This window comes from Rhodococcus sp. NJ-530 (assembly GCF_003860625.1).
GTDB lineage: Bacteria > Actinomycetota > Actinomycetes > Mycobacteriales > Mycobacteriaceae > Rhodococcus_F > Rhodococcus_F qingshengii.
In genome coordinates, this window is sequence record NZ_CP034152.1 from 773,029 (window position 1) to 786,490 (window position 13,462).

13 protein-coding genes are annotated in these 13,462 nt (G+C 62.6%); 2 read left to right on the plus strand and 11 right to left on the minus strand.

Annotation, left to right across the window (positions count from 1 at the left end):
- Nucleotides 1-24: 24 nt before the first annotated feature.
- On the minus strand, nt 25-1,806 hold the full coding sequence (locus EHW12_RS03600; RefSeq protein WP_058227259.1) for an ABC transporter ATP-binding protein: 1,782 nt from the start codon (nt 1,804-1,806) through the stop codon (nt 25-27).
- Nucleotides 1,803-3,431: an ABC transporter ATP-binding protein gene (locus tag EHW12_RS03605; RefSeq protein WP_125050294.1), complete on the minus strand. Its 1,629-nt coding sequence runs from the start codon at nt 3,429-3,431 to the stop codon at nt 1,803-1,805. The genes EHW12_RS03600 and EHW12_RS03605 overlap by 4 nt, the downstream gene beginning before the upstream one ends.
- A gap of 200 nt (nt 3,432-3,631) precedes the next feature.
- Here EHW12_RS03605 and EHW12_RS03610 point away from each other — a divergent pair, with 200 nt between their 5' ends.
- Nucleotides 3,632-4,621: an iron-siderophore ABC transporter substrate-binding protein gene (locus tag EHW12_RS03610; RefSeq protein ID WP_003945426.1), complete on the plus strand. Its 990-nt coding sequence runs from the start codon at nt 3,632-3,634 to the stop codon at nt 4,619-4,621.
- 4 nt (nt 4,622-4,625) lie between these two features.
- On the opposite strand, the gene EHW12_RS03615 is transcribed toward EHW12_RS03610, so the two are convergent.
- Nucleotides 4,626-5,423: an AraC family transcriptional regulator gene (locus tag EHW12_RS03615; RefSeq protein WP_125050295.1), complete on the minus strand. Its 798-nt coding sequence runs from the start codon at nt 5,421-5,423 to the stop codon at nt 4,626-4,628.
- A gap of 180 nt (nt 5,424-5,603) precedes the next feature.
- The gene (locus tag EHW12_RS03620) at nt 5,604-6,323 is read right to left on the minus strand and encodes a hypothetical protein (RefSeq protein WP_003945935.1); all 720 of its coding nucleotides are present in this window, start codon (nt 6,321-6,323) and stop codon (nt 5,604-5,606) included.
- A 365-nt stretch (nt 6,324-6,688) separates the two neighbouring features.
- On the opposite strand from EHW12_RS03620, the gene EHW12_RS03625 reads away from it, so the two are divergent.
- On the plus strand, nt 6,689-7,348 hold the full coding sequence (locus EHW12_RS03625; protein WP_125050296.1) for a hypothetical protein: 660 nt from the start codon (nt 6,689-6,691) through the stop codon (nt 7,346-7,348).
- 88 nt (nt 7,349-7,436) lie between these two features.
- Here the strand turns inward: EHW12_RS03625 and EHW12_RS03630 are convergent, their stop codons facing one another.
- The 7 genes from EHW12_RS03630 to EHW12_RS03660 form a co-directional block, all read right to left on the minus strand.
- Nucleotides 7,437-8,129 (minus strand): LpqN/LpqT family lipoprotein, encoded by a 693-nt coding sequence (locus EHW12_RS03630; RefSeq protein WP_039973380.1) that lies wholly within the window; start codon nt 8,127-8,129, stop codon nt 7,437-7,439.
- A gap of 77 nt (nt 8,130-8,206) precedes the next feature.
- Nucleotides 8,207-9,079 carry a biotin-dependent carboxyltransferase family protein gene (locus EHW12_RS03635; RefSeq protein ID WP_054826809.1) on the minus strand — a complete coding sequence of 291 codons (873 nt, stop codon included), beginning with the start codon at nt 9,077-9,079 and terminating at the stop codon, nt 8,207-8,209.
- Between the two features lie 57 nt (nt 9,080-9,136).
- Complete coding sequence (gene pxpB, locus EHW12_RS03640) at nt 9,137-9,754, minus strand: 5-oxoprolinase subunit PxpB (RefSeq protein WP_125050297.1); 618 nt, start codon at nt 9,752-9,754, stop codon at nt 9,137-9,139.
- Nucleotides 9,751-10,512 carry a 5-oxoprolinase subunit PxpA gene (locus tag EHW12_RS03645; RefSeq protein WP_063315052.1) on the minus strand — a complete coding sequence of 254 codons (762 nt, stop codon included), beginning with the start codon at nt 10,510-10,512 and terminating at the stop codon, nt 9,751-9,753. The genes pxpB and EHW12_RS03645 overlap by 4 nt, the downstream gene beginning before the upstream one ends.
- Before the next feature lie 34 nt (nt 10,513-10,546).
- On the minus strand, nt 10,547-11,428 hold the full coding sequence (locus EHW12_RS03650; RefSeq protein ID WP_003945811.1) for a metal ABC transporter permease: 882 nt from the start codon (nt 11,426-11,428) through the stop codon (nt 10,547-10,549).
- On the minus strand, nt 11,425-12,303 hold the full coding sequence (locus EHW12_RS03655) for a metal ABC transporter ATP-binding protein (protein ID WP_050657006.1): 879 nt from the start codon (nt 12,301-12,303) through the stop codon (nt 11,425-11,427). Before EHW12_RS03655 ends, EHW12_RS03650 begins: the two co-directional genes overlap by 4 nt.
- 102 nt (nt 12,304-12,405) lie before the next feature.
- Nucleotides 12,406-13,356 (minus strand): zinc ABC transporter substrate-binding protein, encoded by a 951-nt coding sequence (locus EHW12_RS03660; RefSeq protein WP_042920537.1) that lies wholly within the window; start codon nt 13,354-13,356, stop codon nt 12,406-12,408.
- Nucleotides 13,357-13,462 lie beyond the last annotated feature (106 nt).

The following is a 13,462-nucleotide window of genomic DNA, read 5'->3' on the forward strand; positions in this document are numbered from 1 at the left end:
CTTTCGGGTGAGTCTGGCGGGGTTCTAGCTCCGTACCGACCAGGCTTCCCACAGTGCAGCGTAGGAACCGTCCGCGCCGATCAGTTCGTCATGTGTCCCGCTCTCGACTACGCGGCCACCGCTCATGACGAGTATGCGATCGGCGCGGACTGCTTGGCTCAGCCGGTGTGCGATCACCACGGCGGTCCGGCCGGTGACTGCGAGCTCGGCTGCCTGATCGAGTAGACCGGCTGCGGTGGTTCCGGCTTCGGCAGTCGCCTCGTCGAGGATGACGACGGGAGGATCGAGCAGAGCCAGTCGGACGAGGGCTATGTGCTGTGCCTGCGCCGCCGTCAACTGGTACCCACCGGCCCCGACCCTGGTCTCGAGTCCGTCCGGAAGTTCATGAATCCATTGAGCTTTCATCGTGTCGACGGCTTCGGCGATCTTCGCATCGTCCGAATCTGGTGCACACAACCGGAGATCGTCGGCGATCGTCCCGACGAACACGTGAACTTCCTGGCTGACGAGGACGACTTCGTGCCGAAGTTCGGCATCACTCAGGTCGTCAATCAGTTTGCCGTCGACGGTGATTCGCCCGTCCCCGACGGGAATGATGCCGGCAATCAGTTTGGCGAGCGTGGTCTTTCCGGCGCCGCTGCTTCCGACGACGGCGATTCGTTCCCCCGGTGCGATCGAGATCGAGATCGAATCGATCACCGGGGTGGAGTTGTCGTACGAGTAGGAAACCCGGTCCACCTCGACGCCGATGGGTTCGGACCGAGCCGAGGCAGGAATGCTCGTGGGCCGCCCGGGCATCGCGGTGACTCCGATCAGGCGAGCCAGGCTGGCACCCGCATCCTGCAATTCGTCGATGTTCGAGAGAAATACCGCGATGGGGCTGAACAGACTGTGGAAGTAGAGGGCGGCGGCGGTAGCGGCCCCGATGGACACCGAGCCTGTGGTCACGAGCCAGTAGCCGACGCTCAGGACGGCGGCCAGTCCGAGCAGTTCGGCGCCGTTGAGTTGGGCGAAGAAGTTGGTGCGCAGGCGAACTGCCTGCATGTCGAAGCTGATGGCATGCTCGGAGGTCTCGGCGATTCGGTCGATGTGCTCGTCTGTTCGCCGCAGGGCAGTGACAGTGCCTGCGCCTCCGAGAGTTTCGATGAGCTGTTGTCCCCGCCTGGCCTGCGCAGCGCGAGAGCGTCGGTAGACGGGTCCGGAGCGTCGGAGGAAATGACGAAGAGCGAAATAGTGAATCGGCGCAACGGCAACGATTGCCACGGTGAAGCGCCAATCGATCACTCCCACACCGACAAGCGTCAGTGAAATCATGAACAGGGCAGACACGGTGGCGGGTAGTACTCGCGCGATGACGGTGTTTACCGCTTCGACGTCGCCCGAGACCCGGGAAATCAGATCACCGGTTCCGGCATCCTCGACCAGTGACGAAGGCTGCGCGAGGGTGGCGGCGAACACGTCCTCACGAAGATCGGCCAGCACGTTCTGCGCGACGTTCGCCAGAAGCTGTGTGCTCCACCAGGTCAGCGCAACCCCTGCTGCCGCTGCGCCGAGCATGAACGCGGTGATACGCAGGAGTGAGGCAAACGGTTTGCCCTCCGTGACCGCATCGACCATGAGTCCGAGCAGTGCCGGGGTGGACAGGCCGCAGGCCGTAGCAGAGAGAAGTACGACGGTCGTGAGTGCGAGCGCTCGCTTGCGTGGCCGAAGCAGTGCGATCAATGCGCGGACGGTCTGCTTGGTCGACGCGATCGGCAGGGCAGATACAACCGGAACAGCAGATGCATCCGGAAGGGTATCGGTCACAGCGACTCTCCCTCCCGAACGCCGTGGTCGATCGTGACGACACGGTCACACGAATGGAGCAGGGTCGGGCTCGAGGTGATCACCAGAATGGCCTTGTCGGGGAAGTTTCTCAGGGAGTGTGCAATTCGATGCTCGGTGACAGAGTCCACGGAAGTGGTGGGTTCGTGGAGGACCAGGATCGGCTGGGGTTGATGGAGAGCGCGGGCGAGGAGAAGGCGTTGGCGTTGACCTCCGGAGAGTTTCTTTCCTTGCTCGCCTACCTCGGAGAGGTGGCCGTCGGGCAGATGCGTCAACACGTCGTCGAGCGCAGATGACGTCATTGCCGACGAGTCGACGTTCGGTGCAGCCAGATTGTCGAAGACGGTGCCGGTGAACACGGTTCCTTCATGGGCGGAGACGAACACCTGATCACGAACTCCGTCCGGGCCGAGGTCGGTTGCATCGGTGCCGAATACGAAGTAAGAGTCGGGGGCGAGCGGGGTCTGATAGGCGAGTTGTCGTGCCAGTCGGTCGGCGGAATCGTCAGCGCGCACGCCCACCACTTCTCCGCGGCGAGCTGAGACGACGGTTCCGTTGTCCGCCGAAATCAATAGGGCGTCTTCAGTTCTGGCAGGTTCGGTCGCGGCCGTGGGGGCCAGCGATTCGATCAGGTGTGGCTCGGCCAACAGTTCGGACAGTCTGCGCGCGGAACCTCGCTTGGCAGCGAGTTCGGCACCGAAGAACCCCAGCGTTTCCATCGGACCGGCAATCACTCTGCTCAAGCCGACAACGGTGACGAAGTTGCCCACGGTGATCGTGCCTTGATGCGCCATCCACGCGGCTCCAAGCGCAACCGAAGCCAGCACCAACGCGGAGACCCCGGAATTGAGCGCGGTCAGGCTGGACATTGCTCTGACCGTCCGGATCGCTGCCTTCATCGACTCCCGGCTCGCGTTGACGTATCGCGACAGGGCGGTGGGTTCAGCCCCGAAACCCTTCAGTACCCGCAGTCCCAGCGTGAAATCCGTTGCAAGCATGCCTGCCTCGGCTGCCTTCTTCTGCTCTGCATACACGCGCTCGTCCAACGGACCGCTGATCTTGTGGATGAATATGAGCTGCGCAGCGGTGATGAGTACGACGATCAGTGCGAGCGGCCACGAGACGAAGGCAAGCGAAATCACTGCCGCGGCGAGCCCCGCAAATGCCGAGCCCTGTTCGGCGACAACCCAGGAGAAGCCCGAGACGTGTGAGGCATCCGAGGTAGAGATGGTGAGAACTTCACCGGTCGAACGCTGAGCTTTCATCCCCCTGGCATCGAGTACTCGTCTGGCAGCATTCAGTCGTAGGTCGTGTTCGCCGTAGACGAAGACCTGCGTGTTCAGGCGAACTGCGATGCGCCACGACAGAGCGAGTCCCACGAACAGAGCACACAGCACCGCAAGCCACACGAGAAGTGCTGTGCTGTCGGACTTTCCGATTGCCCGGTCGACGACGGTGCCGATCAGCACCGGGATGAGGGCTTGAGCTACCTGATACGACGCCTGCCCGATGACGGCTGCAACCAGTCGCGGGCCGCGTCCGGCGGAGAATGATCCGACTCGGATCATCTCCATCGGACCGGAACGAGTTTCGGGCAGCGCTGACACTCGTGAAACTCCTCGCCCAGATCTGAACACTCGTTGTGCAGTTCTACGGTAAAGCCGGTGCGAGTGCGGAAAGTGCTCGCAGATGCCAAGGGCTACGCGGCAGCGGACAGATGGAGTATCGACACCCCATTACCGGGATCGGGTCTCGATATACCTGGCTGGTCGAAACAAAGTACGTTTGCGAAGAGAGCTGACAGAAGATGAAGAGCACTACCCGAATAGTGGCTGCGTTGGCCGCGATTGCCCTGCTCGCAGGCTGCCAGAGCAGCACCGAGTCAACAGCGTCGGAGGGCACGACGCAGTTGGCCGAGGCCGGCGCGCTGCCGGTCACCGTTGATCACGCGTACGGGTCGACCACCATCGAGACCGAACCTCAGCGGATCGTGACGATCGGCTGGAACAGCCAGGATTCGGTCCTCGCACTGGGCAAGACACCCGTCGCCATGGAGTCGTTCAGTGGGGCAGGCTTGGAGAACGGCATCCTGCCGTGGGACGAAGAATTGTTGGGCGATGTCGAACCCACGTTGCTCGACAGCACGTCCGGTGTGCCGTTCGAGCAGATCCTGGCGTTGGAGCCGGACGTGATCATCGCAGTGGTCTCGGGAATCACCGAAGACGACTATGCACGTCTTTCCCAGATCGCACCCACCATTCCGTTCAAGGAGACCGCATGGGCGACCACGTGGCAGGAACAGTTGTCGACCATCGGATCAGTACTCGGCCAACCGAAGCGGGCTGCCGAGCTGATCGAGGAAACTGACGATTCCATAGCCGACCTGGCTGCCGGATCCCCGAATCTGAACGGGAAAACCTTGACCTTCCTCTCGGGAAACATCGACGGCCTCACCAATTACTGCGCTGACGACGGCCGAGTCATCCTGATGTCCCAGCTCGGACTGAAGCAGTCGGCCGGAAGCGCAGAGCTGTGCGGCGACACCCAGGGGTCGGTGACTGCATCGCGCGAACAGTACAACGAACTGGACGCGGACGTGATCGTGCTCAACGACGCGAGTGGTCAGGGGCTACCCGGATTGATGGGGGACAAGTTGTTTGCCGACCTGCCGGCAGTCAAGGACGGCAGGCTGATTCAGCAGCTCGGTCTGGCGCGAGTCATGGCCTTGGCGTCACCTACGTCGCTGAGCGTCAAATATGCTTTCGCGGAACTGGTCTCGAAGATGAACGGGTTCTGACCAGTTAGGCTGACAACTCGCACGCGTCCGAGTAGTAGTTCTTCGGTGTGCGTCCGGTGACCTTGCGGAACACGCTGGTGAAGGCGCTGGGGGTTTCGTATCCGACGCGACGGCTTACCGTCGAAACAGGAACGCCCGCAGCGAGATAGGACATCGCAGCGCGGACGCGAACTTGAATTCGCCACTCGGTGAAGGACATCCCCGTGCCTTGAGAGAACACGCGGCTCAGGGTGCGGGGGCTTCCGCCGACCACGTAGGCCCAATCGGCAAGCCCGCGTTGATCGGCGGGGTCGGCGATCAGGCGGCGTGCGACGGCGAGGGCCCGGGGATCGGCGGGCATCGGTACTGCGACATCAGCCGCCTCGATGGGCGCGAGCGTGTCGAAGACTACGGATTCGGCGCGCAAGCGAGCCTCGGTAGGCATATTTCGCTGGTGCAGATGGATGAGCATCGTCTTGACGACGTCGTCGATGCCGATGATCGCGGGTTTTGTCCACGGGTGGGGGAACGACTCGGGCCGGAAATAGGTGAAACGAGCCTCGGTGGATGCGCCGAGCGTGATGCGCCGTGGAGTTCCAGCCGGAATCCACATGCCGACCGTCGGTGGTATCTGCCAACGAACGTCGTCGATGTACGCGCTCATCTCGCCGGAAGCGCCCCAGAGGAGTTCGTGTTCGGGATGGCGGATCTCACGCCACGCGCGCTTCTGATCACGCCCGATGGTGGACGTCGTCATCGAGAAGGGGAGCGGAACGTACCGGCCTGCCGGCACAGCCCAGTACGGAAATCCTGCGGAACTCATCGGTGGATCATACCGCGAATGACTTAGGTAATGCTTTCCTATTTGGTTCTTTGATGCAGGCGCGACGGAGTGTGATCGCCACAAAAGATCGAGGGTGGCACCGAGTCCGAAGACTCGATGCCACCCTCGAACACATTCCCCGACGGAGTGTTTACAGGTGGAGCAGGCGGAGCGAGTGAATCAGCTGCCGTTGGCCAGGACACCGCTGATGATGTCGGAGATGAAGCCGGCCGGGTTGTCGAGGATGGAGGATCCGGCCGAACCGGTTCCGCCCTCGCCGTCAGAAGAGCCGAAGCCCAGATCTGCCGAGCCCGATGCGGCCGCCTCGCCGGGGTTCTTGGCGCGGATCTTGGCGTAGACGCCGCTGATGTTCTGTTCGGTATTGAACGTCGAGATACCGATCGAGCTCGACATTTCCTGGTACGAGCCGATCGGTGCATCGTCGGCGACGAGGTACTGCGCCTCGATCGTCACGGTCTTGCTTCCGGTGGGTGAGATCAGCCAGCCGGTGCTGGGCACATTCACGGTTCGGGCGGCAGTGTCAACCGAAGGCGTGACGGATTCGGTCTTCTGACCGCCGATCAAGTGCCACGCGTTGACCGTTGCCGTGCCCTGGATGTACTTGAACGTGGCGGGGTAGCGGTCGACGAACTGGTCGACGTAACGCTCGGGGTGGCCTGTTGTGGAGATGACCGTGCGCACGGTGACTTTGCCGCCGGGTGCAACTTCGCCGTCGCCCACGATGCTCTTGGTGATTCGGACGTTGGAGGAGTTGACCGTTGCCGCGGACGGGTGGGTGGCATCGGCGCTCGCGGTGCCTGCGGTCATCACGAGTCCGCTGGTGGCAAGTGCAGCGATTGCGATTCCGGTGAGTGTTTTGCGCATTGAAAAACGTGACATGAAATTCTCCGTTCGAGGGGTTCACGCTGACGGCGATGGGATGACTCTTCAAAGGTTGCGCCGCGGTAACCATTGAAACCTATCGGACGCTTGCCTATGTATCAGTTCGGCAGAATTTGCGGAAAAGTCCGAATTAAGAGGACTTTTTCGGTGTCGATTGCCTGCCGTTAACTGATTGTCGACTATTTCGACGAAAAGCTGGGCGAATGTCCAGGTCGGCTGTATCGTACTTCGAGAGTCGGGTTGCAACAAGTTCCAGTAATCAATGAATTCGGTTGTCCTGGAACCACACAGAGTGGAGATTGTTCGTGGCAAAGTTTGGATCCAGGAATCGTAGTCTGTCCACCGTTGGAGCTGGTTTGGGGGTGATTGCTCTTGCTGTGGGCGCAAGCGCGCTGGGTGCGGGAGTCGCGACTGCCGAGACAGCAACTTCCGGTGCCTACACATTTACTCGCACCGTGGACAATGCGTCGCCGAAGATCGGTGACACGATCACCTACACGACAGTGTCGAAGAAGAGCGGAATCGACGGGTATATCAGCAGGTTCACCGAGACGCATGCCGCATGCTTGACCTTTGTCCCGGGCTCGGCGAAGGTCACGAAGTTTCACGTTGGCGGGACGATGACCGAAACCACTGAAACGCCGGAACTGACAGCCACGACGCTCGAGGTGACCAGTGCCGGCTGGATCAACAACGGCAGCAAACCGGTGACCATGAAGACCAGCTACACGGTTACTGCTTCGTGTGCGCCGGGAACCGTGTACGGAAGTGGATTGGCGGTAGGTGCCACGGTGATGGGCAACGGATTCCAGTCGAGTGCGAATTTCGCCAACTTGGGCCCGTCCATCACTGTCCGCGCCGCGGATGTGGTCGATCCGGTTGACCCGGTCGATCCCGTTGATCCGGTTGATCCCGTTGATCCGGTTGATCCCACTGGCCCCGGAACCGGTGGCGGAATCGGATCGCTCGGCTCGTTGAGTGGTGGCCTCGGTTCCCTCAGCGGCCTGTTCGGTTCGAGCTAGGCGAGAGTTGTGAAACGGCGGGCCGAGACTGTCGTAGTCTCGGCCCGCCGCGGTTGTTCGGAGATCGGGTATTCAAACCATCAGGTGCTCAGCCGAATTCGATCGAGGTGTTGATTTCTTCCACCTGGTTGGAGGTCTGCATGTTCGTCGTGTCGGTGAACTGGTTTGCAAAGCTGACCAGGTAGACCGGCGAGTTGTCGTCGGCTTGGTAAGCGACGACCGTCATGACGGCGTAGAGCGGAACGTCCAGGTTTGGGGCGGTCCAGGTTCCGGAGAGGCGGAAACCCTGCTGTCCGTCGACGTCGATCTCGGTGTACTTCACCTCGGTCCACCCGTCGAGAGTGGCGATCGTTTCACGCGCAGCGGCAAGAACCTCGTCTTTTGTTGCGGTGCCCTGGTTTTCGACCGTCACCGTGGTGTTCGGCATGAAACCGCTGGGTTCCTGGCTGTTGCTGGACAACGCGTCCGTAACGCCGGCAGGGATGTTCTCGCCGTGAGTCCAGCTCGGCGGGAGGCTGACGCTGATGCTCGGCGCTTCGGGGTCGTCGCCGGTTTCGATCGTCGTCCGCTCACCGATGAACGGTGTTCCGTCCCGCAAAGTCGGCGTCGCGGCAGCGGCAGACGGCGAGGATGCAGAACTTTCGGAAGCAGTGGTCTCACTGGTGTTGGTATCACTGGAGACGGCGTCGCCGCTTTCCGAACTGCTGCATCCGGACAAGACGAGTGCAGCAGTGATCAGTGACGCTATTCCGAGAGCAAGTGTGCTGCTCTTAGGGCTCATAGTGTGACAGTCCTTCAGGTTTTGGCGACGGCCGAGCGCCGCCGGCAGCATTGCTGGCGCGGCTGAGACTATCAGCGCTACGACGGCCGAGTAGTGGCCTTGAAGGTAATGGTGCTGCCGGGCCGCAGCTGTGCCAGCGACGCAATCCCGGCGTCGGAAACGACGGCGATGACCGGGTATCCGCCGGTCACGGGATGGTCGGCGAGGAACACGACGGGCTGGCCGCCTGGCGGCACCTGGATGGATCCCGTCACGACGCCTTCGCTCGGCAATTCCCCGGTGCGTGAGCGATGCAAAGGCCCTTGGCCCTGTAGCCGGACCCCGACTCGGTTGGTGTGTTCGGTGACTTTCCACGTGGTGCGAAGGAGCGCGTGAACGGATGCGGCGGTGAACCAGGAATTTCGGGGGCCGAGCGTGATCTCGATCGGAACCGCGCCGAGTGCAGGTGCCGGCGGTGGAATCAACTCTTCGGTGGGCCACGTCCCTTCCTCGGCCCCGAGGAGGACTAGATCGCCGGCGGCGAGCGGCGGCGGCCCGAGTCCGGAGAGCGTGTCGGTGGATCTGCTTCCGAGTACCTGCGGGACGTCGACGCCACCGCGTGCAGAGATATACGTTCTCAACCCGGTTGTGCTGTAACCCAATTCGAGAATGCTGCCACTACCCAGATGGATGCTCGCGTAGTCAGGTGCCGGCCGTCCGTCGACGGCCAGCGGCACCCGCGCGCCTGTCGCTGCCACCGTCATCGAACCGACGGCCCGCATAGCGAAACCCCCAGCGGTGACTTCGATGGTTGCTGCTCGAAAAGTGTTGCCTACGAGTCTGTTGGCGCTGTCATGCGAGATCATGTCGACGGCGCCGGATCTTCCGACCCCGAGGGCGCCGTAGCCTCTCCGCCCGCGGTCCTGAACTGTGGCGAGCGGGCCGGTACGCACAACCTCGAGCCAGGCCATGAATCCATTGTCCCGCAACAGCGCGGTGAAGACACCAAAATCATGCTTGCACCAAAATCATGCACGGACAAAGGTGACTGTGGTGCCGGGTAGAAGCAGCGCCGGCGGGCGGCGCTCGGCATCCCACACCGACAGTTCCGTCGTTCCGATCAACTGCCAGCCGCCCGGGGAGCTACGCGGGTAGACGCCCGAGAACGGTCCGGCCAACCCGACTGCACCGGCCGGGACCTGCCTGCGCGGGTCCGATCGACGTGGAACTTCGAGCTTTCTCTCGTTGCTGGTCAGATACGCGAAGCCGGGGGCGAAACCGATGAACGCGACGGTCCACGACGCAGCCGTGTGAGCGTCGATCACACCGTCGACCCCGAGGCCGGTCAGCTTGGCCACCTCTACGAGATCGGGGCCGTCGTAGCGGACCGGAATCTCGACGGCAGGCCGCCCACTCTCGTCAGCTGTGAGTTCGATCGGTACGGCCCCACGTACCCATTTCTCCACCAGTTGGTGCGCGGTGATCGTGTTGTCGTACTCGATCAAGATGGTTCGCGCCGCGGGAATCAGGTCGATCACTCCGGGGATCCGACTGGCGTCGAGAGCCCTGAAGTTGCCCAGCACACTCGGCAGTTCGTCGTACTCGACGAGGACTGCGGATTCACCGGCGGGCAGGATCGCGATCATGTGAACGGCGTGATCTCGACGTCGGAAGATTCGAGGAGAGCGCGGATTGCCACGGCCATGTCGACGGCTGCCGGACTGTCACCGTGCACGCACACCGATGCGGCAGCGACTTTCAACGTGCTCCCGTCGACTGCGTCCAACTCGCCGTCGACGACCATTCGCCGAACCCGCTCTGCAACAAGTGTCGGGTCCTGCAGAACGGCGCCCGACTCGGTGCGGGGGACCAGGGTGCCTTCCGCCGTGTACGCACGATCGGCAAAAGCCTCGGCGACCACGTCGAGACCGGCCTCGCGCGCCTCTTCCAGAAACACCGAACCCGGTAGTCCGAGAACAGGTAGCGAACTGTCATAGGCAACGACGGCGGCGACCACGGCCCGCGCCTGCCGTCGGTGATGGACTATTGCGTTGTAGAGCGCGCCGTGGGGTTTGACGTACGTGACCCGCGATCCGGCGACACGAGCCAAACCGTCGAGTGCCCCTACTTGATAAATGACGTCGGCGGTGAGGTCCTTCGGGGAGACGTCGATGAAGCGTCGGCCGAAACCGGCGAGGTCTCGGTAACCCACCTGCGCGCCGATCCGGACGCCGCGGGTGGCTGCGGATTCGCAAGTCGCCAACAGCGTTGTCGGGTCGCCGGCATGGAATCCGCAGGCGATGTTCGCGCTGGTGACAAGTTCGAGCATGGCGTCGTCGTCGCCCAGGGTCCAGGCTCCGAAGCCCTCGCCGAGGTCGCTGTTCAGATCAACGCTGTAACCCATACCTCGATTCTAGGTAGGTATGGGCTCTCGGTGTTCAGGCGTGCGCCGGAATCCGTCCGGCATTCTTGCGACGTGCGGATCCGAAGAGTCGGCATATCAGGTAGATCACGAACGAGACCGAGGTGACGAAACTCGAGACGGGAACGCCGGGGGCCAGCGAGAGAAGGATGCCGCCGACGGCTGCCAGTTCGGCGAACACGACGGAGAGGATCGTGGCCTTGAGTGGGCTTGCCGTGACGTACGCGGCGGCCGCTGCGGGGGTGATCAGCAGCGACATCACCAGCAGAGCACCGACGATCTGTACGCCGAGTGCTGCGGTGATGCCGACCAACACTGCGAACACGATCGACAGTGCCCGGACCGGAACACCGCGAGCTGCAGCAACTTCGGGGTCGGTGCTTGCGAACAGCAAAGGGCGGTAGATGAATCCGAGTGTGCCGATCACGATGACCGCGCACAGCAGCAGAAGTTCGAGACCGCTGTTTCCCGGCGCCACGATCTGTCCGACCAACAACGAGAAGCTGGTTCCCGTGCGACCGTCGTACGCCCAGAGGAACAACACCGACAGGCCGAGGCCGAAAGCCATGATCACGCCGATCACCGAATCTCGGTCGCGCGCTTTGGCTCCGAGCAGTCCGAACAGCACTGCCGCGACCACGGATCCGACGATGGCACCGAAGCCGACGCCCACACCGACGAGAAGTGCGGCGGATGCGCCCGTCAGTGACAGCTCACTCGTTCCGTGCACCGAGAACGACATCTGACGGCTCACGATCAGCGGCCCGATGATGCCGGCCAACAATCCGAGGATGGCACCGGCAATCAACGCCTGTTGGACGAAGTCGTACTGCAGTAGGTCGACGGTGGCGGACACGTCGAACATCCGCGACATCGCGTCGGTGAACTTGTTACTCACTGGTGGTGATCCTCATCAGAATGGTGAACGCCTTCTCCCGGGCGTAGTCCGCCTGCGCTGCCGAGCGCGTCGATGGCGTCGCCGGTGCCGATCACGACGAGGCGGCCACGAACCTGCAACACTTCGACGTCGGTGTTGTACAGATCCGAGAGAACCTCGGACGTCATCACTTCGGCCGGCGTCCCGATCCGGAATTTGCCGTCCACCAGATAGAGCACTCGATCCACCAACGGCAGGATCGGATTGATCTCGTGCGTCACGAACAGCACCGCGGTGTCATGGCTGCGCCGACGCTTGTCGATCAGCGTCGAGACCAGGTGCTGGTTGGCGAGGTCGAGGCTGAGCAGCGGTTCGTCGCACAACAGGATCCGCGGGTCGCCGACCAAAGCCTGTGCGATTCGCAGTCGCTGCTGCTCACCGCCGGACATGGAACCGATGGGAGCGTCGGCGAACGACTGGGCGCTGACCTGTGCGATGGCGTCGTCGACGATCTTGCGGCGACGACCCCGACGCAGTAGGCCCGTACCCCACTGGTGACCGTCGACGCCGAGGCCGACCAGGTCGCGGCCGCGGAGCGGGAGGCCGTCGTCGATCGATTTCTGCTGCGGGATGTACCCGACGTGTGAGTTCCCGGCCCGTGCCGGCGTGCCGACGATCTGTGCACTACCGCCGCTGAGTTGTAGTTGGCCCAGCAGAATCTTCAGGAGCGAGGTCTTGCCCGACCCGTTCGGCCCGAGTACGGCGATGAACTCACCTGGCTGTACCTCGAGATCGAGCCCGTCCCACAATGTGCGGGCGCCGAAGGACAATCGAGCGTCCTTCAGCGTCACAGCGGGCACGGAGGCCTCTGAAGGCGCGGTGTTACCAGAAGGCACGGTGTTACCAGAAGGCACGGTGTTACCAGGGGGCACAGGAGTATTCGCGGAAGTTTCTGTCACAAGCCGATCGGTTCTTCTCGGAAATGGTGGGGCAAATAATTACTGGGCAGAGAGGGCGTTTGCGAGCGACTCCGCGGTCTGCGTCTGCCACTGAATGTAGTCCAGGCCCTCGGGGAGAGTCTCCGTAACCTCGACGACGGGCACTCCGGCGGTTTCGGCGGTGGTGCGCATGTCCTGGGTCACTTTGTCCTGTGTCTGGATGTTGTAGACCAATGCGCGGGCCTGCTTCTCCGAGAGGAGTTGGCGGGTTGCGGCGATTGCGGCCGGTGACGGATCGTTGCCGTCTTCGATGGCGCTGGTGAACTCCTCGGGAGTTGCGTCCTTCAGTTCAGCTGCGACCAGGAGGTAGTGCGCGATCGGCTCGGTCTGAGCCACCGGTGCGCCTGCGTGGGCAGCGGCGATGGAATCGGTGATCGCTGTGACGCCGGCGAGCTTCTGGCTGTATGCCTTCGCGTTGTCCTCGTAGGTCGCCGCGTTGTCCGGATCGAGAGCGCTCAGCTGATCGGCCACCGAATGTGCGACGGCGTCGACGGTCGGGATGTCGAACCAGACGTGTTCGTTGACTGCGCCGTGGGTGTGACCGTCATGCGATTCGCCCGCGGTTTCGCCGGCGTGGATGCCGCCGTCGAGCAGGTTGTAGGCGTTGACCGTCTTCTGCTCACCCTTGCCCGCGTCGAGGACGTCGGTGATGAACTGGTCGTAGCCGCCGCCGTTGTAGACGACGAGCGATGCGTCGGTGATCTTGGCGGCATCGGCGGGAGTCGCTTCGAACGAGTGCGGGTCCGCGGACGGCTCGTTGATGATCGACGTCACGGTCAGCTTGTCGCCGGCGACGGCCTGCGCGACGTCGCCCCACACGTTCGTCGATGCGACGACGGTGATGCCGTCGTCCTTCGAGGAGGTTGAGCTGCACGCGGTGAGCGCGAATGCTGCGGCGACCGAGACGGCCGCGAGGGCGGTGGCGGTGCGGAATTTCGACGACGAACGCACGTGCTTTTCTCCTGAACAAAGGCTGGGCTAAATGCTATTGGAAACCGTTACCGTTACACATTAGCGCATAGTCGCTGGTAGTTCACCTTCGGTTCAGCCCCAACGC